Origin of the sequence: Afipia clevelandensis ATCC 49720, assembly GCF_000336555.1 — a bacterium.
GTDB lineage: Bacteria > Pseudomonadota > Alphaproteobacteria > Rhizobiales > Xanthobacteraceae > Afipia > Afipia clevelandensis.
This window is the reverse complement of record NZ_KB375281.1, coordinates 4,078,881-4,095,474: the sequence shown is the minus strand read 5'-3', so window position 1 is coordinate 4,095,474 and position 16,594 is coordinate 4,078,881. Positions and strand designations below refer to the sequence as shown.

Genomic DNA, 16,594 nt, shown 5'->3' with positions numbered 1-16,594 from the left:
ACCCGAAATCGCCTCTGCCCTATGCACAGCAACCCGCCTTCACGCCCTTTTTCGGGCCGCATGCCCGGTCCAGAGGCATTTACCAACATTTCACGGAATTTATTTACGTTTGCAGAGCGGACGCCCCGCCATGAGAACGGGTCGCCGACTGGAAATTGCCAACACCGCCGCGCCTGTCAGGCGTCGAAATCATTTTCGACGGCCAGACCCCTGTGTCTGGTTTCGTCGCGCGTTTTCTTGAGCGGGGTCAGAAGGACCCCGAAAGGACTGATTAGATGCTCTCCCGCCTCTCCATCCGGACCAAACTCGTCGCCCTCGTCTCCATTCTGCTGGTGGCCCTGACCGCCATGGGCCTGTTCGCCATCATCGAGATGCGCGCGATCAACGCCTCGGCCCAGGACATCAAGACAAGCTGGTTGCCCAGCGTGCGCCTGCTCGGCGAACTGCGCACCCAGTCGGCGCGCTACCGGGCGGTGCTGCGCGATTATCTGACCGAGCCGGACGAGAAGTTCATGGCGGACATCCAGAAGAATCTCGACGCCCGCGCCAGGGATTACGACACCGCGAACAAGGCTTACGAGCCGCTGATTTCCTCGGCGGAGGAAGCTGCGCTGTACAAGGAGCTTTCCGCGACCTGGAAGACCTTCCGGGAAGCCGCGGATGAAGTCATCGCCCACGCCCGCAAGAAGGAAGTCGCGCAGGCGCGCGAGGTCAACGCCAAGCGCGCCACCATCGCCGGCCGCAGCATGGACGCCGTGCTGGCGAAACTCGTGACCATGAACGACAAGGGCGCGGCGGCCTCAGGCCAGAAGGCGGAAAACGACTATGAAATGGCGTTCCGGATCGTGCTCGGTGCCCTCATTGTCATGGCGCTGATGGGCCTTTGCGCCGCCGTGCTGATCGTCCGCGATATCGCGCGCGGCATCGACTCGGTGCTGACCCCGATGCGCGCGCTGGCCACCGGCGACCTGACCACGCAGGTCCCCCATCAGGGCGAAAGCACCGAGATCGGCCAGATCGCCGATACCGTGCAGGTGTTCAAGGACGCCATGATCGCCAAGAAGGCCGCCGATGAAGCCGCCGCTGCCGAGGCTGCCGTAAAAATGCGCCGCGCCGAAGTGCTGGATGAGACCACCCGCAACTTCGAGGGCATGATCGGCGAACTGATCGGCTCGCTCTCGTCGGCCTCGACCGAAATGGAAGCCACCGCCGGCACGCTAACCAACGCCGCCGACACCACCCGGCAGTTGTCCAGCGCGGCGGCGAATGCCTCGCAGGACGTTTCCGAGAGCATCCAGTCAACCGCCACCGCCACCGAGGAGATCACCTCCTCGGTCAAGGAAATCGGCCGCCAGGTGCTGGAATCCAGCCGGGTCGCCCAGGTCGCCGTGCAGCAAGCCGAGAAAACCGATGCCAGCATCGCCGAACTGTCGAAGGCCGCCAACCGCATCGGCGATGTGGTCAAGCTGATCACCGCCATCGCCGACCAGACCAACCTGCTGGCGCTCAACGCCACCATCGAGGCGGCGCGCGCCGGTGAGGCCGGCCGCGGCTTCGCCGTGGTCGCCTCCGAGGTCAAGGCCCTCGCCTCCCAGACCGCGAAGGCCACCGACGAAATCACCGCGCAGATTTCGGACATGCAGGTCGCCACCGGCGACTCGGTGCTGACCATCAAGGAGATCAGCAGCACCATCAACCTGATGTCGGAAATCTCGTCCACGATCGCTGCCGCCGTCGAGGAACAGGGCGCGGCGACGCAGGAGATCGCCCGCAACGTTCAGCAGGCCGCCGAACTCAGCATGCGGGTCGCCGAGAACATCACCGAAGCCGACCGCAGCAATGGCGAGACCGGCGCGGCGTCGGCGCAGGTGCTCACCGCGGCGCAATCGCTGTCCAAGGAGAGCAACCACCTGCAGATGGAAGTCCGCAACTTCCTCTCCACCATCCGCGCCGCCTGACCGGATTCGTCTGGCGAACCTTCTTCAAGCCGGCGATGCGAAAGCACCGCCGGCTTTTTCACGCGCGCGGCGACGGCATCGCGGGCCGCCGACGATTTTCGAGCTGTCCTTTTTCAGCACAGCCCCATGCGGCCAGCGCAACACCGAAGTACCGCGCCTTTACGAACATTTCACTTCGTTCAACGAAGTTGAAGCGGTGCAACCGCACCGCCTGAAAGCGGTCCGGCCCTCGCGGACCAAAACCATCGGCCCCCCAAGATATCAGTTCTCCACACCTCGCCCCCAGCCAGACCGGTCAGAAAGACCCAGGATTCAAAATGCTCTCCAGAATGTCCATCCGCACCAAAATCACGTTTGTTATTGCCCTGATGCTCGTCGCCATCGCGGCGCTGGGAGCGTTCTCGATCCGGCAGATGCAGGCGATCAACGCCAATGCCACCGATCTGCAGACCAACTGGCTGCCCAGCGTCCGTGCGCTCGGCGAACTACGTGCGGGCGTCCTGACCTATCGCAACGTGGTGCGCCAGCACTTGCTGGTGGAATCACTTGAAGACAAGCAGGCCCAGGAAAAGCTGATTGATCGCATCGTCGAAGCGAACATGGCTATTCGGGCAAAATACGAGCCCATGATCACGTCGTCGGAAGAACGCGCGATGTACAAGGAATGGGTCGGGCTGTGGGACAGCTACAAGAAGGCGACGCAGGAAGTAATGGCCATCTCGCGCCAGCAGGCCGGCCGGTTCTCGCGCGAGGCGCAGGAGTTGAATGCGAAGCACGCCAATCCGATCGGCATCAAGGCTGACGAGCTTCTGCAGAAGGACGTCGAGCTGAACAACAAGGGCGCCGAAGCCGCCGGCAAGGACGCTACCGACAGCTATACTCTCGCGTTCAAGCTGGTGATCGCGGCAATTGTCGCGGTGATCCTGATCGGCGTTGTTGTCGGCTTCTATCTGGTCCGCGACGTGTCCAGCGGCATCGCCTCGATCGTGACGCCGATGAAGGCGCTCGGCGAAGGCGACCTTGCCGCCATTGTGCCGCATCAGGGCGAGAAGACCGAAATCGGCGCCATGGCCGACACCCTGCAGGTGTTCAAGGAAGCGCTGATCGCCAAGAAGGCTGCGGATGAAGCCGCAGCAGCCGACGCCGAAGCCAAGATCGCGCGCGGCCAGCGTGTCGATGCCATCACCCGCGATTTTGAAAAGCTGATCGGCGAACTGGTCGGCTCGCTGTCGTCGTCCTCCACCGAACTGGAAGCTGCCGCCAACACGCTGACATCCACCGCTGAAGTCACTGGCCGGACCTCGGGCGAAGCCGCCTCGGCCTCGCAGGAAGTATCCAGCAACGTCCAGTCCGTCGCCGTCGCCACCGAGGAAATCACCTCGTCTGTCGGCGAGATCGGCCGCCAGGTGCAGGAATCCAGCCGCATCGCCACCGACGCGGTGCGTCAGGCCCAGAAGACCGACACCAGCATCTCCGAGCTGTCGCAGGCCGCGGCCCGCATCGGCGATGTGGTCAAGCTGATCACCGCCGTGGCCGAGCAGACCAACCTGCTCGCGCTGAACGCCACCATCGAAGCCGCCCGCGCCGGCGAAGCCGGCCGCGGCTTTGCGGTGGTCGCATCCGAAGTGAAGGCTCTCGCCGCCCAGACCGCCAAGGCCACCGACGAGATCAGCGCCCAGGTTGCCGGCATGCAGACCGCGACCCAGGAATCCGTCTCCACGATCAAGGAAATCGGCAAGACCATCACGCTGATCTCGGAAATCTCCCAGACCATCGCGGCCGCCGTCGAGGAACAGGGCGCGGCGACGCAGGAAATCTCCCGCAACGTGCAGCAGGCGGCGTCCCTCAGCGGCGAGGTCGCCAACAGCATCGCCGATGTCAGCCGCGGCGCGGGCGAGACCGGGGCGGCCTCCGGTCAGGTGCTTTCGGCGGCGCAGATGCTGTCCACCGACAGCAACCGCCTCAAGATCGAGGTCGAAAAATTCCTCACCAACGTGCGCGCCGCCTGAAGCCGCGCTTCAATAGCAAAGCTGAAACGGCGGCCCCAGGGCCGCCGTTTTCGTTTCAGAGCGAGCGGCTATCGCTCTCCGATCAGGCTGTGCCGGTGCTGGTCGGATTCCTCGGCATAGCGGCGCAGGGCATGCGCTTCGGTGAGGATTCCGATGACACGGCGATCCACGGCGGAATTGACCACGGCGAGCGATTCCGCCTCGGCGGTATCGAACGCCGACACCGCCTGCCGCACATCCATCTCGGGAAGCAGCGTGACATCGGCATAGTGCAGGATATCGCGCACGCTGGCGGCCTGGGTGTCTTTCAGGCCGTGCGCTTCGGCGACAAAGACGATGCCGGCATACCGCCCCTCCGCGTCCACCGCGACCACCTGCGTTTTCGATCCCAGCGGCAACGCGGTCTGTAAGGCCGCAATCGGGGTGTCCACCGCGATGGTGATGACATCCGTCCGCATCATGCGCCGCACGGTCAGATCCCTGATCCAGCCGACATCCGCCGCGCTGCGAATGGTTTCGCCGCGCAGGTGGAAGCGCCATGTCGCGAATGAATAGCCGAACAGTTCGCGCGTCACCTGCATCGACACGATCACGGCGATCAGCACCGCGGTGGTCAGCCAGAGATTGCCGGTGGCTTCCAGCGCGATGAACGACATGGTGAGCGGGCCGCCGATGATCGAGGCCGACAGCGCGCTCATGCCGATCACCGCGTAGACGCCGTGATCGAGATTGAGGCCGGGCAGCACGGCGGAAACCCCCGCAGCGAACAGATGGCCGCCAAGCGATCCCAGCAGCAGCGAAGCGAAAAACAGGCCTCCGCGAAATCCGGAGCCAAGCGAGACAATCGAAGCCAGCGCCTTGAGCAGGAACACCATCAGCATCAAGGTGACCGGCATCTTGATCAGGCTGTTGAGGTACAACGCGCCGTGACCGGAGGCGAGGACCTGCGGCGTCACCAGCGCCATCAGCCCCACTGCCAGACCGCCAAGCGCGGGACGCAGCGGCGTCCACAGCCGTATCTTCGACAACGCTGTATCGAAAAGCGCCACGCCGCGCATGATGGCGATGCCCGTCAGCGCAGCGAGCAGGCCAAGCACGGCGGCAATCGCCAGATCCTGACTGGTCACCTCGCCGATTTGCCGGATGCTGACGCCGAGCGACAGCGGTGCAAACAGATGCGTCACGCCGTATCCCGTCACGGCCGCGACGCCGATCGGAGCAAGACTGGCGGGCGTGTAGCCGCCGAGCACCAGCTCGAACGCATAGAATGCGCCGGCCAGCGGCGCACTGAAAGCGCCTGCAATAGCGGCGGAGGCGCCGCAGCCGACGAGAATGCGCTGATCCGCGCGGCGCAGGTGAAAGGCCCGTCCGATGGATGAGGCCACGCCGCTGGCAAGCTGGGTATAGCCCGCCTCGAGCCCGACCGACCCGCCGACGCCGCTGGACCAGATGGTCTGCAACGCGACGATAATGCTGCCGCGAAACGACATGTAGCCGCCATGCAGCGCATTGGCCTCGATGGGATCGATCTCACGTCCGGGCCGCCACCGCAGCAGCACCAGCAGCGCGATCCCCAGCACCAGGCCACCCAGAGTCGGCACAACGATGGCGCGCAGCGGATCGACCTGATTGATCGCGGACAGCCGCGCGCCCATCGGAATATCGAACAGGACCACATGCAGCAGTTCGACCGCGGCGCTCATCGCCGCCACGAACAGGCCCGCCATCGCGCCGATCAGGGCCGCGATCACGATCAGGCTGGATTCCCGCGCGCGGACGAAAGCCCTCAACCGTTGCGGGGCTTCGAGGAAATATCCGGAGGGCGCCATGCGTGAACTTTACGGACCGGGTTCGATCCGGCGTTTTAACCCCTTGCGCAAGGCGGTCAATGCCGCTGGCGGCACGACTAGGCGGGCACAGTCACGGTCTCGTCCGCCAGGCCATAAACCCGCTCGGCGGCGGCAAATCCCGCGACAGAAAACAGCCCGAGGTCGGTCCATCCGGCGTCGGCCTGGCTGGCGAAGGCCGTGGAGGCCAGCACGGTACGGTTCAGGCGTCCGGCGATCTTCTCGATGCGTGCCGCCAGATTCACCGCCGGGCCGATACAGGTAAAATCGAGCCGGTCGCCGCCGCCGATATTGCCGTACAGGACCTTGCCGATATGCAGCGCCAGCCCGAACCTGAAGTTCGCAAGCGTCTCACCCTGATGGGAATAGGTCATCGCCGCAACGCTCTTGCGGCATTCGCGCGCCGCCTCCAGCACGCGGCGGCAGACGGTTTCGCTGTCGCCCTCCTTGTCGGAGATCGGAAACACCGCCAGCAGGCCGTCGCCCATGAACTTGAGAACTTCGCCGCCATGATTGAGGATCGCAGGCACCTGACAGTCGAAATAGGTGTTGAGCACCTCCACCACGGCTTCCGGCGGCAGCCGGTCCGACAGCGGCGTAAACCCGCGCAGGTCCGACAGCCAGATCGCCGCGTGCATGGTCTCGGTATGGCCGCGGCGGATTTGCCCGGCGAGGATTCGCGCACCGGCCCGTCCGCCGACATAATTGTTCAGCAATCCCGCCGCGGTCCGCCGCAGCAGCCAGACTTCGATCATGCGCGTGAGCGACGGCATCACCAGGCGCAGGTCGGCAAGCTGCGCCTCGGCGAAACCCTCAGGATGCTGGGTGATCCAGCTCACCGCATGAATGGTGCCATCGGACATCAGCAGCGGAAGCGCGATATAGTCGGTCGCGCCTCCATCTTTCATTTCGGCGAAGAACGGCACATTGCCCGCGCCCGTATCCAGAAGCCGCTTGCGCACCTCCAGCCCCTGCTCGAACACGATGGCCAGCGGACTGGAGAGAAAGTAGTCCTCGTCCTGATCGCCATGAGGCATCGCGCCCATGGTGACGCTGCCATCGGCGCGCCAGACGAAATGCCGGCCCAGCATGTTGGGATGCAGTGTGCGAACGAACACGCCGACGCGCGAGAGCGGCAGGCCGCAATCGACCAGCCGTTCGCAGGTCTGGGTCACGAACTGGTCGACCCGCGTCGCCGACCGCGCTCCGTCGGTCAGCCAGTCGATGACGCCCTGAAGACTGTTGCCTTGCATGGAATCTGTTTTGCGACGGCGCACGTATTGGGTCAAGCGCGTCGGTCCGCCCGGCTCACCACATCTCGCGATAGTTCGGGAATTTCTTCAGCGTCTCGTCGTACCGCACCGGCGACAGCCACGGCAGCACCCGCTTCAGCACCATGTTCGCAACCGGCGAGACATGGCGCACATACAGATCGACCGGATCGAGCTGGTGCCGCAGGTGAAGTTTCGGATCGTAGTTCAGGCCGCTGCTGCGAAACCATTTGTAGCCGCCCGCAATCGCCCAGTTGATGGTGTCGCGGACCACGCAAAAATACAAATGCAGGTTCAGTGCGACGGAGTAATCGAAGCCGACATATTCGGAGAAAAACTGATCGCCCTGAACCATGCAGATATTAAAGGCCACCAGCGTGTTGCCGCGATGCCAGGTAAAGACGCGGACCTTGTCTTTCATCTGCGTGCCGACTTCCCGGAAATAGTCTTTGGTCAGCTTCTCGAACCGGAATTTCGACCGCTCATAGACCTGCAGGTAAAGCGGATAGATTTCGTCCACCAGATTTGCCGTGTCATCGGTGACGGTCATGCGGATGTCTTCGCCCGCGCTGGCCTGAAGATTGCGGCGCACGTTCTTGCGGGCCTTGCCGCTCAGGGCTTTTTCGATGAAGCGGTCGAAACTCTCATACTCGATATTCAGTTTGGTCATCGGCATGCTCGGAGCCCGCCCGAACCCGCGCTGCAGGAAACAGCCGAAGGCTTCGCGATAACCGACAGGAAATTCCTTCAGCACGATCAGATGGGCGCCGAGTTGCTTCGCGAGTTTACCAATGTCCCGCGACAGCACATCGGCAACGCTTTCGACCGAGACGCCATCGCCCACCGCCAGATGCCCTTCGCCGGCGGTGCAGCCGACCATCAATGTCCGAAGTTTGAGAAAACGCGGATAACGCCGGCGAATGAGCCAGACCAGCCGCCACTCCGATCCCATGCCTTCCAGCACATCCTGATCGAGCAGGAAGAACGGCTGGACCGCCCGGATCTGTCCGCTCGCGTCGCGGATGGCGAAGTACCTGTAATCGAAACCCTCGCGAAGCGTATCCTCGATGATCTCGTAATAACGACGATCCTTCCGCTCGCTGGCGAACATGGTGCGCCAGACCTCGCAGGATGACAGTTCGGCGCGGCTGACCGCCGCTACCGAAAACGAGTCTTGTGCCGCATCCGCCATGCGCACCGCCGGACAATTCATTCACGCCGCAATCAAACCGGACGCGCAAAAACAGCGCGCTGGTCCTCGCCAACGGGCGAGAATGCGACGGTATCATGATCCGGATGGGGCGTGAAAGAAAAATCTGGTGCTTGTCGTCAGCTTCCGACCTGCCCGCGATGACGCAGCAGATGATCGGCGATCACGCAGGCCATCATGGCTTCGCCGACCGGCACCGCGCGAATGCCGACGCAAGGGTCGTGGCGGCCCTTGGTCAGGATGTCGGTGTCCGCGCCTGACTTGTCGATGGTCCGGCGCGGGGTGAGGATCGACGAGGTCGGCTTCACGGCGAAGCGCGCCACCACCGGCTGTCCGGTGGAGATGCCGCCGAGAATGCCGCCGGCATGGTTGGACAGGAACACCGGACCGTTATTGCCCATGCGCATTTCGTCGGCGTTGTCCTCGCCGTGCAATTCCGCCGCGCCGAAGCCCGCGCCGATTTCGACGCCCTTCACCGCGTTGATGCTCATCATCGCCATCGCGAGGTCGCTGTCGAGCTTGCCGTAGATCGGTGCGCCGAGACCCGCAGGCACGCCTTCGGCCACAACCTCGATCACCGCGCCGATGGACGATCCCCTCTTGCGGATGTCGTCGAGATATTCGGCGAAGAATGCAGCCTTGGCCTTGTCGGGACAGAAGAACGGATTGCGGCCAACCTCGTCCCAGTCCCAGTTGGCGCGGTCGACCTTGTGCGGGCCCATCTGCACCAGCGCGCCGCGTACCTTCACGTCCGGAATAATTTTCCGCGCCACCGCACCAGCCGCGACACGCGCCGCGGTCTCGCGCGCCGAGGAGCGCCCGCCGCCACGATAATCGCGCAGGCCGTATTTGGCTTCATAGGTGAAGTCGGCATGGCCGGGACGAAACTTGTCCTTGATCTCGGAATAATCCTTCGAGCGCTGGTCGGTGTTCTCGATCATCAGCGCAATCGGCGTGCCGGTGGTGACCTGTCCCTTGTCGGTGTCCATCACGCCGGAAAGGATTTTGACCTGATCGGGCTCCTGCCGCTGGGTGGTGTATTTGCTCTGGCCGGGGCGGCGGCGATCAAGATCCAGTTGAATCTCTTCAACCGTCAGCGGGATTTGCGGCGGGCAGCCATCGACCACGCAGCCGAGCGCGACCCCGTGGCTTTCGCCGAAGGTCGTGACGCGAAACATATGGCCGAAGGTGTTGAAGGACATCAGAAATTACCCGCCGGGCCAAACGGCCCCTATTCGCGAAAATTGACGTGAAGTCGTAACGCGCGGGCTTCTTAGGGTCAAATCTCAGGCACTTAAAGTGCCGCATTAACGAAGCATTAACTATGTTTCGTCACCTGCCCGTCGCAGAAAACATAGACCACGCCCTGCTCCACCGTCAGGTCCGCAGCCCCGACCGGGGTCTCGACATCGAGCGCCACCAGCAGCGCGCGCATCGAGCCGCCATGCGACACCGCGACCGTGTCCTGAATCAGCGAGTCGTACCACTCGCGCATGCGGATGGTGACCGAGGCATAGCTCTCGCCACCGGGGGGCGGCACGCCCCATTTGTCGGCCTGACGCTCTGCGAAAACTTCCGGATGCGACTGCTCCATCTGCGGCAAGGTCGACCCTTCCCAGTGGCCGTATCCGATCTCGCGCAGGCGGTCATCGAGTTCATAGCCGTGCGGCGGCACCCCTAACACACCGCGCAACAGCTCCATGGTGTTGCGCGCACGGCCGAGCGGCGACGACACGAACGGCACTTTGGCCGGATCGAGCGCGTCGCGCGCCAGAATGTCGGTCAACAGTTCGCCGGAGCGGATCGCCTGTTCCTTGCCGATCTCGTTGAGCGGAATGTCCTGTGAGCCCTGAAAGCGGCCGGTGGCGTTCCATTCGGTCTGGCCGTGACGGATGAAGTAAACGGTGGGCGATGGCATCAAGCGTTGCGGCTTTCTTGTCGTGTCGGTTGCCGGGCTTGACCCGGCAATCCATCATCAAGAGCATTTTTGAAGTTGATGGATGCGCGGATCAAGTCCGCGCACGATGGTCCTCGTGTTTGATCCCCTGATGGCACAGCCATTCCAGCCGTTCAACCCGGCAAGCGGCGAGCCTCCACCTTAACCGGCGAAACCGCCGGAATAGCTGCCGGTTCGCGGTGTTTTTCAGTGTAGAACGGCAAATACGGCCGCGCCGGACGAAGCTGAATGAGCAACGATTTTCGCCATAACGTCGAGACCATGATTCCGGCCCTGCGGCGCTATGCGCGCGCGCTGGCGCGGGATGCGGATATCGCCGACGATCTGGTGCAGGATACGCTGGTGCGGGCGCTGCGCTCCGAGAAACTTTTTCTCGGCGGCGACCTGCGCGCCTGGCTTTACACGATCCTGACCAATCTCAACCGCAACCGCCGCCGCTCGCTGGCGCGCCAGCCGACGCTGATGGAACTGCACGACACCACCGCCGATGCCTCCGGCACCGAGGCCGAGGGCCGCGACATTTCCCGCGCCCTTGCAACGCTCGCGGAAGACCAGCGCGCGGTGCTGCTGCTGGTGGTGCTGGAAGGCCTCAGCTACCGCGATGTCGCCGACATTCAGGGTGTGCCGATCGGCACCGTGATGTCGCGCCTCGCCCGCGCACGGGCGCATGTGCGCGCCGTAATCGAGGGCGAGCGACCGGCGCTGCGGCGTGTGAAGTGAATGACGACGGGGACGATGATGGACTTGATGCGCGATGAATGGGGCGACCCGATTTCTTCTCCCTCTCCCGCGTGGAGAGGGTGGCGCGCTGAACGCGATGCGGTTGGCGCGCGGGGTGGAGGCAGACTCTGTACCTTGCGTAGCCTCCACCCCACCTGCGCGAGCAGGTAACCACTGCCGGATGATCTTGAGGACGAGAGATAAAGACCGATGACCGACGACCACAACATTCCCGTCACCGAGGACGAGCTTCACGCCTACGTGGACAACGAGCTTCCGGCGGATCGGCGCGCGGCGGTCGAGGCCTGGATCGCCACGCATCCCGATGACGCAGCGCGCGTCGCCTCGTGGCGAGCGATGAGCGAGGCGCTGCATGCAAAGTATGATTCCGTCGCGGACGAGCCCGTTCCGGCGCGTCTCTCGGTCGACAGTCTGTCGCGCCCGCCGCGCCGCTGGATGCTGGGTGCCATCGCCGCGTCGCTGGTGATGTTCGCCGTCGGCGGCGGCGCCGGCTGGATGGCGCGCGGCGCCAGCGCCACGCCCTCGGCGTTCGCGAATTTGACCGGCGACGCGCTGGAAGCTCACAAGCTCTATGTGGTCGAGGTTCGCCATCCGGTCGAGGTGGCAGGCAACGAGCGCGCGCATCTGCAGCAATGGCTGACCAAGCGCTGCGGCTGGGAAGTCCGCGCTCCGGAGCTTGATGCGACCGGCTTGAAACTGGTGGGTGGCCGCCTGCTCCCCGGCCCGGCCGGACCGGCGTCGTTCCTGATGTACGAGACCGCCTCCGGCGAACGCTTCACGGTCTATGCTTCGCGCGCAGACACCGAAGCGACGCAGATGCGCTACGCCAGCAGCGGCAACAGCGGCGCGCTGTTCTGGGCGGATCGCGGTGTCGGTTTTGTGGTGAGCGGCACCACCGACCGGACGCGCCTCGAGCAGGTCGCGCGGATGGTCTACGACCAGACCGAGAAGGTGAGGCTGTAAGACCCACGTCGATTTTCAGATGTCATTGCGAGGAGCACTTGCGACGAAGCAATCCAGTCTTCCTTGTTGGTCATGGATTGCTTCGCTTCGCTCGCAATGACATGCCTATTCCTTCGTCGCCAGCACCTTGTCGATGCGGCGGCCGTCGAGATCCACAACCTCGAAGCGCCAGCCATCCGCGCTGACGCTTTGCCCCTCCGACGGGATGGCGCCGAACCTGTCGAGCAGATAGCCCGCGCAGGTCTGATACGCCCGCGACGGCGGCAGCGGAATGTCGAGCAGGCGCGCGAATTCCAGCGCCGGCATCCAGCCCGACACTAGATACGAACCGTCATCGCGCTTGACGAAGGCAGGCTCCGCCGGACCTTGCTCGGTGTGAAAGCTGCCGACAATCGACTCGAGAATATCCGCCGTGGTCACCACGCCCTGAAACGTGCCGTACTCGTCATGCACCAGCCCCATGTGCACCGGTGAATCGCGCAGGATCGCGACGACATCGCGCGCGTCGAGCGTTTCGGGAATGACCGGCGCCTCCCGGATCAGCTTGCGGATATCTGGCGTCTCGCCCGCAAGATAGGCATCCAGCATGTCCTTGGACTGCAGGATGCCGAGCGTCTCCTCGCCGTCGAACACCGGCAGGCGCGAATGCGCGCTGGTCCTGAACGCGAGACGGATCGCCTCGTCCGGCTCCGAAAGATTGATCATGGTGACCTCATGGCGCGGCGTCATCACCGCGCCGACCGGCAGGTCGCCGAGCCGCATCACACCCGCGATCATCTCCTTCTCGCCGGGTTCGAGTACGCCGGCATTCTCGGCCTCAACCACGAGCGTGTGGATTTCCTCCTCACTCACTTTCTCCTCGGGTTCGCCGCGCTGGCCGAGCACCCAGAGCAGCGCCTTGCCGGAGCGATCGAGTATCCACACCAGCGGCAGCGATATTTTCGAGAGCATCACCATGGCTGGCGCGACCTTCACCGCCACCGCCTCGGGATCGCGCAGCGCGATCTGCTTCGGCACCAGTTCGCCGACGATCAGCGATGCATAGGTGATCAGCGTCACCACCACGCCGACGCCGAGCGCGTCGGCAACGCCTTGCGAAAGTCCGAAAGTCACAAGCCAGGCCGAGAGGCGCGCACCGAGCGTCGCGCCGGAGAACGCGCCGGACAGCACGCCGACCAGCGTGATGCCGATCTGCACGGTGGAAAGAAATTTTCCGGGGTCGGAGGCCAACGCGAGGGCACGGCGCGAGCCGGTGACACCCTTTTCAACAAGAGCCGTCAGCCGCGCGGGACGCGACGAGACAATGGCAAGCTCCGACATCGCCAGAAGACCATTGATGACGATGAGAACAGCGACAATTCCAAGTTCGAGTAACAAGCGGGTCCTTTGCGGTAGTATTTCTGTCCTAACGGATAGCATGCCAAGCCGCTGCGCACAGCATCGGCATTGCCGCAGCTTCATCCCGAAGTTCGGCTACGTCCGTTGTAACGCCAGTGTGACACCGCCGAGTGTGAAGACCATCGCAAGAACCTCGCGCAGGCCGAGCGGTTCCCCGACCATCAGCGCGGCGGAGACGACGCCGACAATCGGAACCAGCAGCATGCCGGTGGAGGCCGTCGCCGGCGGCAGACGGCGCAGTGTCTCGAACCATGTCAGATAGCAGACGCCCATCGGAATGATGGTCATGTACGCCATCAGCGCCCAGCCCCGGACCGACACATCGGGAAAATCCGGCTTCTCGAACAGCAGACCGAACACCAGCATCGCAAGGCAGCCCAATCCGACCTGCCACGCCACCAGCGCGACCGGCGGCACGGGGATCGGCTCACGATTGAGGACGTTGCCAAGCGCGAACAGGATCGCAGCGGACAGCGCCAGCGCCGCGCCCGCCAGCTTTTCCGGCGTGAAGGAAAACCCGTCACCGCCGAACAGGATCACGATTCCGATGATGCCGAGGCAGAGCGCGAGACCATCGCGGAATGTCGGTCGCATGCCGAGCAACGGCCAGGCGAACAGCGTGGCCCAGATCGGCATCGTGTAGGCGAGCAGCGCGCCTTCGCCGACGCTGACCCATTTCATCGCAACGGTGCCAAAACCCATCCATGCGATGACATTGGTGAATGTCGCGAACAACAGGCGCGGAATCGCCGCGCGCGGCACGCTCAGGCGTTCGCGGCGGCTGAAGGCGATCACCGCCAGAATGAGCGAGGCGGTGACGCCCGCGAGGCCGCGCGCGGACAGCGGCGGCAATTCGCGCAGCAACAGTTTCATGAAAGGCCAGTTCAGGCCCCAGCCGAATGCCGTGATGCCGAGGCAGGCGATCCCGGTCCATCGCGGGTTAGCCATGGATCATGCCGATGCTGACGTTGAGGATGAACATGCACCGACGTTACAGATTCAACGACGAAGGGCAACCGCCGGAGGTAACTGGGCAGCGATGTATTCTGCGCAAGTTCACTTACCTCAAGCCGCAAAACATAAATGTCGTCCCGGCGAAAGCCGGGACGACCGCTGATAGATGACGTGACGCTCCAACGCGCACGATCGTCATTGCGAGCGAAGCGAAGCAATCCATCTGCTTTGTCCCGACGAAAATGGATTGCTTCGTCGGCTTCGCCTCCTCGCAATGACGAAGCATCTTGACATTTTCCGATCTAGGAATATAGTCCGTATTGTCCTGTTCACGAGGGGCGCTTCTCGAGGGCGCTTTGAAGCGGAGCAGGATGCGGCGCCTGCGCGCACGGTTCGCACCCGTTGCGTCCGGGAGGCGTGACGAGCCACGCTCGTCTGCGGGGTCACCGTCCGGGCCAACTACGTGGCTCTGCCGTTCGCGGCTGCACGAGATGGAGATGAAGGCAGCGAAAGCTGACCGGATCAGGGTTCGCCCGTCCCATCCGGAAGTACGGTCCCCTCGCCCAAAATCGCCGCGAATGGAGCGCCGTGAGGCGATGCGTTTCCGGACCAACATCGCTTCGCACGCGATGCCGGAAGCGAAACAAGACATTTGCGCCTCGCGGCGCTCCATGCCCCTCATTGTCGAGGGGCACAACGACAGCTCACCTCGCACGATTGAAGCGCGGGAGTGATGAGGCATGCGCGTAAATGAAGTGGCTGTTTGAAAATTGAATCAGGAAGTCGGTGAAGCATAGGCAGGTGCAACACCAATGATCATCATCACCGGGCTTGACCCGGTGATCCACGCCTTTGCGAAAAGTCCGAAAGGAAGACGTGGATGGCCGGGACAAGCCCGGCCATGACGACCTGTTCGTCGAGCGCACTCGTGCAACGCATCCGACGTCGTCCCCGCGCAAGCGGGGACCCATAACCACCGCGCATCGTGGTGAGAGCGAGAAAGCTGCTCCAGCAGCTCCCGCAAACCGAGAACTCAGGGAATATGGGTCCCCGCTTTCGCGGGGACGACCGGAGAAAAATCAGGCGCAAGAATACTCAGCGAGCGCATCGAAATAGCGAGGCATCGCTCACTCAAAATCCTTGCGCGGATTCGCCGGGTGCTCGGTGCGCCATTTTTCCATCAGCGCCTCGAGTTCGGCGTCGTTGGCGTCGGGCAGCATGATGCGCGTGGTGGCGTAAAGATCGCCGAATCCTTCGGCGCCGCGCGCACCCTTGATCGGCATGCCCTTGCCCTTGAGCCGGAACGTCCGTCCCGAGGAGGTGTTCTTCGGGATCGAAAGCTGCACCGCGCCGTCGAGCGTCGGCACACGCACCTTCGCGCCAAGCACCGCTTCATAAAGCGTGATCGGCAGATCGAGACGCAGGTCGTTGCCGTCGATCTTGAAGTAAGGATGCGGCGCGATGTTCACCGTGATCAGCACATCGCCGGGCCGGTGACCGGGTGCGGTTTCGCCCTGCCCCTTGAGACGGATCTGCTGACCCGCCGCAACGCCCGCCGGAATCTTGACATTCAGTTCCTTGCCGGTCGGCAGCCGCACGCGCCGCGTCGCGCCGTTGACGGCTTCCTCAAGCGCCACCGTCATGGTGACGGCGACATCGAGATCGGTGGCGAATGGCGTGTCGTACTCAAAGGTGCCGGCGCCGCCGCGCGGACCGCCGCCCATGCCCGCACCCATGCCGGCTCCGGCCTGACCGCCGAACATGCTCTTGAGAATGTCCTCGAATGCGCCGCCGCTGGCGAAGCCGCCCGCGCCCGGTCCGCCGGGATGCCCACCGCCGGTGCGGAAAGAGTATTCAAACCCACCCGGCCCCGCGCGGCGTGCGCCGCCGCCTCCGGGGAAGCCGCCCTCGAAGCCCTGAAATTTCGGTTTGCCCTCGGCGTCGATCTCGCCGCGATCGAACTGCTTGCGCTTGTCCTCGTCGCCGAGGATCTCGTTCGCCATGTTCAGTTCGGAAAAGCGTTCGGCTGCTTTCGGGTCGTCCTTGTTGGCATCGGGGTGGTGCTTCTTGGCGAGCTTGCGATAGGCGCTCTTGATCGCCGCAGCACTGGCACTCCGCTGCACCCCCAGGACCTCATAGGGGTCGCGCATCCGTCAGGTCTCCTTGCAGGAATTCAGGTCAGGATCGAGTGATCCTTTGCCCTGATGTGGGGTTTTCGTGACAATCCTGCAACGGGTTCCACCCGCCGCAAGGCTCAAAACTGCGATCAGCCCGGCGATTCTGGCC

The 16,594-nt window shown here is 63.7% G+C and carries 12 protein-coding genes; 4 read left to right on the top strand and 8 right to left on the bottom strand.

All coding sequences use genetic code 11. The features are described 5' to 3' along the window. Positions 1–275 precede the first annotated feature (275 nt). Both HMPREF9696_RS19605 and HMPREF9696_RS19600 read left to right on the top strand, forming a co-directional pair. Positions 276–1,958: a methyl-accepting chemotaxis protein gene (locus HMPREF9696_RS19605; protein WP_002714793.1), complete on the top strand. Its 1,683-nt coding sequence runs from the start codon at positions 276–278 to the stop codon at positions 1,956–1,958. Between the two features lie 317 nt (positions 1,959–2,275). After that, complete coding sequence (locus HMPREF9696_RS19600; RefSeq protein ID WP_002714792.1) at positions 2,276–3,967, top strand: methyl-accepting chemotaxis protein; 1,692 nt, start codon at positions 2,276–2,278, stop codon at positions 3,965–3,967. 68 nt (positions 3,968–4,035) lie between these two features. On the opposite strand, the gene HMPREF9696_RS19595 is transcribed toward HMPREF9696_RS19600, so the two are convergent. The 5 genes from HMPREF9696_RS19595 to HMPREF9696_RS19575 all read right to left on the bottom strand — a co-directional run bounded on the left by HMPREF9696_RS19595 (position 4,036) and on the right by HMPREF9696_RS19575 (position 10,213). Further along, positions 4,036–5,796, bottom strand: coding sequence for a chloride channel protein (locus HMPREF9696_RS19595; RefSeq protein WP_002714791.1), 1,761 nt, complete (start codon positions 5,794–5,796; stop codon positions 4,036–4,038). Between the two features lie 77 nt (positions 5,797–5,873). Continuing rightward, a complete protein-coding gene (locus HMPREF9696_RS19590; RefSeq protein WP_002714790.1) occupies positions 5,874–7,067 on the bottom strand; it encodes an adenylate/guanylate cyclase domain-containing protein in 1,194 nt (397 codons plus the stop codon). Positions 7,068–7,122: 55 nt separating this feature from the next. After that, positions 7,123–8,277, bottom strand: coding sequence for a GNAT family N-acetyltransferase (locus tag HMPREF9696_RS19585; RefSeq protein ID WP_002714789.1), 1,155 nt, complete (start codon positions 8,275–8,277; stop codon positions 7,123–7,125). Positions 8,278–8,414: 137 nt separating this feature from the next. Continuing rightward, positions 8,415–9,497: a chorismate synthase gene (gene aroC / locus HMPREF9696_RS19580; protein WP_002714788.1), complete on the bottom strand. Its 1,083-nt coding sequence runs from the start codon at positions 9,495–9,497 to the stop codon at positions 8,415–8,417. Positions 9,498–9,613: 116 nt separating this feature from the next. Further along, a complete protein-coding gene (locus tag HMPREF9696_RS19575) occupies positions 9,614–10,213 on the bottom strand; it encodes a histidine phosphatase family protein (protein ID WP_002714787.1) in 600 nt (199 codons plus the stop codon). A 267-nt stretch (positions 10,214–10,480) separates the two neighbouring features. Here HMPREF9696_RS19575 and HMPREF9696_RS19570 point away from each other — a divergent pair, with 267 nt between their 5' ends. Further along, on the top strand, positions 10,481–10,972 hold the full coding sequence (locus HMPREF9696_RS19570; protein ID WP_002714786.1) for a sigma-70 family RNA polymerase sigma factor: 492 nt from the start codon (positions 10,481–10,483) through the stop codon (positions 10,970–10,972). A gap of 210 nt (positions 10,973–11,182) precedes the next feature. Beyond that, complete coding sequence (locus HMPREF9696_RS19565) at positions 11,183–11,956, top strand: anti-sigma factor family protein (protein WP_002714785.1); 774 nt, start codon at positions 11,183–11,185, stop codon at positions 11,954–11,956. Between the two features lie 105 nt (positions 11,957–12,061). Here the strand turns inward: HMPREF9696_RS19565 and HMPREF9696_RS19560 are convergent, their stop codons facing one another. From HMPREF9696_RS19560 to HMPREF9696_RS19545, 3 genes are all read right to left on the bottom strand, one after another. Then, positions 12,062–13,375 (bottom strand): hemolysin family protein, encoded by a 1,314-nt coding sequence (locus HMPREF9696_RS19560; protein ID WP_051053272.1) that lies wholly within the window; start codon positions 13,373–13,375, stop codon positions 12,062–12,064. A 54-nt stretch (positions 13,376–13,429) separates the two neighbouring features. Beyond that, complete coding sequence (locus HMPREF9696_RS19555) at positions 13,430–14,302, bottom strand: DMT family transporter (protein ID WP_002714783.1); 873 nt, start codon at positions 14,300–14,302, stop codon at positions 13,430–13,432. A 1,133-nt stretch (positions 14,303–15,435) separates the two neighbouring features. After that, a complete protein-coding gene (locus HMPREF9696_RS19545; RefSeq protein WP_002714781.1) occupies positions 15,436–16,458 on the bottom strand; it encodes a DnaJ C-terminal domain-containing protein in 1,023 nt (340 codons plus the stop codon). Between the last annotated feature and the right edge of the window lie 136 nt (positions 16,459–16,594).

Bases quoted from the DNA above. Each gene is read 5' to 3' on its own strand.
- HMPREF9696_RS19605 (WP_002714793.1), top strand. From the start codon at position 276: ATGCTCTCCCGCCTCTCCATCCGGACCAAACTCGTCGCCCTCGTCTCC.
- HMPREF9696_RS19600 (WP_002714792.1), top strand. From the start codon at position 2,276: ATGCTCTCCAGAATGTCCATCCGCACCAAAATCACGTTTGTTATTGCC.
- HMPREF9696_RS19595 (WP_002714791.1), bottom strand. From the start codon at position 5,796: ATGGCGCCCTCCGGATATTTCCTCGAAGCCCCGCAACGGTTGAGGGCT.
- HMPREF9696_RS19590 (WP_002714790.1), bottom strand. From the start codon at position 7,067: ATGCAAGGCAACAGTCTTCAGGGCGTCATCGACTGGCTGACCGACGGA.
- HMPREF9696_RS19585 (WP_002714789.1), bottom strand. From the start codon at position 8,277: ATGGCGGATGCGGCACAAGACTCGTTTTCGGTAGCGGCGGTCAGCCGC.
- aroC (WP_002714788.1), bottom strand. From the start codon at position 9,497: ATGTCCTTCAACACCTTCGGCCATATGTTTCGCGTCACGACCTTCGGC.
- HMPREF9696_RS19575 (WP_002714787.1), bottom strand. From the start codon at position 10,213: ATGCCATCGCCCACCGTTTACTTCATCCGTCACGGCCAGACCGAATGG.
- HMPREF9696_RS19570 (WP_002714786.1), top strand. From the start codon at position 10,481: ATGAGCAACGATTTTCGCCATAACGTCGAGACCATGATTCCGGCCCTG.
- HMPREF9696_RS19565 (WP_002714785.1), top strand. From the start codon at position 11,183: ATGACCGACGACCACAACATTCCCGTCACCGAGGACGAGCTTCACGCC.
- HMPREF9696_RS19560 (WP_051053272.1), bottom strand. From the start codon at position 13,375: ATGCTATCCGTTAGGACAGAAATACTACCGCAAAGGACCCGCTTGTTA.
- HMPREF9696_RS19555 (WP_002714783.1), bottom strand. From the start codon at position 14,302: ATGGCTAACCCGCGATGGACCGGGATCGCCTGCCTCGGCATCACGGCA.
- HMPREF9696_RS19545 (WP_002714781.1), bottom strand. From the start codon at position 16,458: ATGCGCGACCCCTATGAGGTCCTGGGGGTGCAGCGGAGTGCCAGTGCT.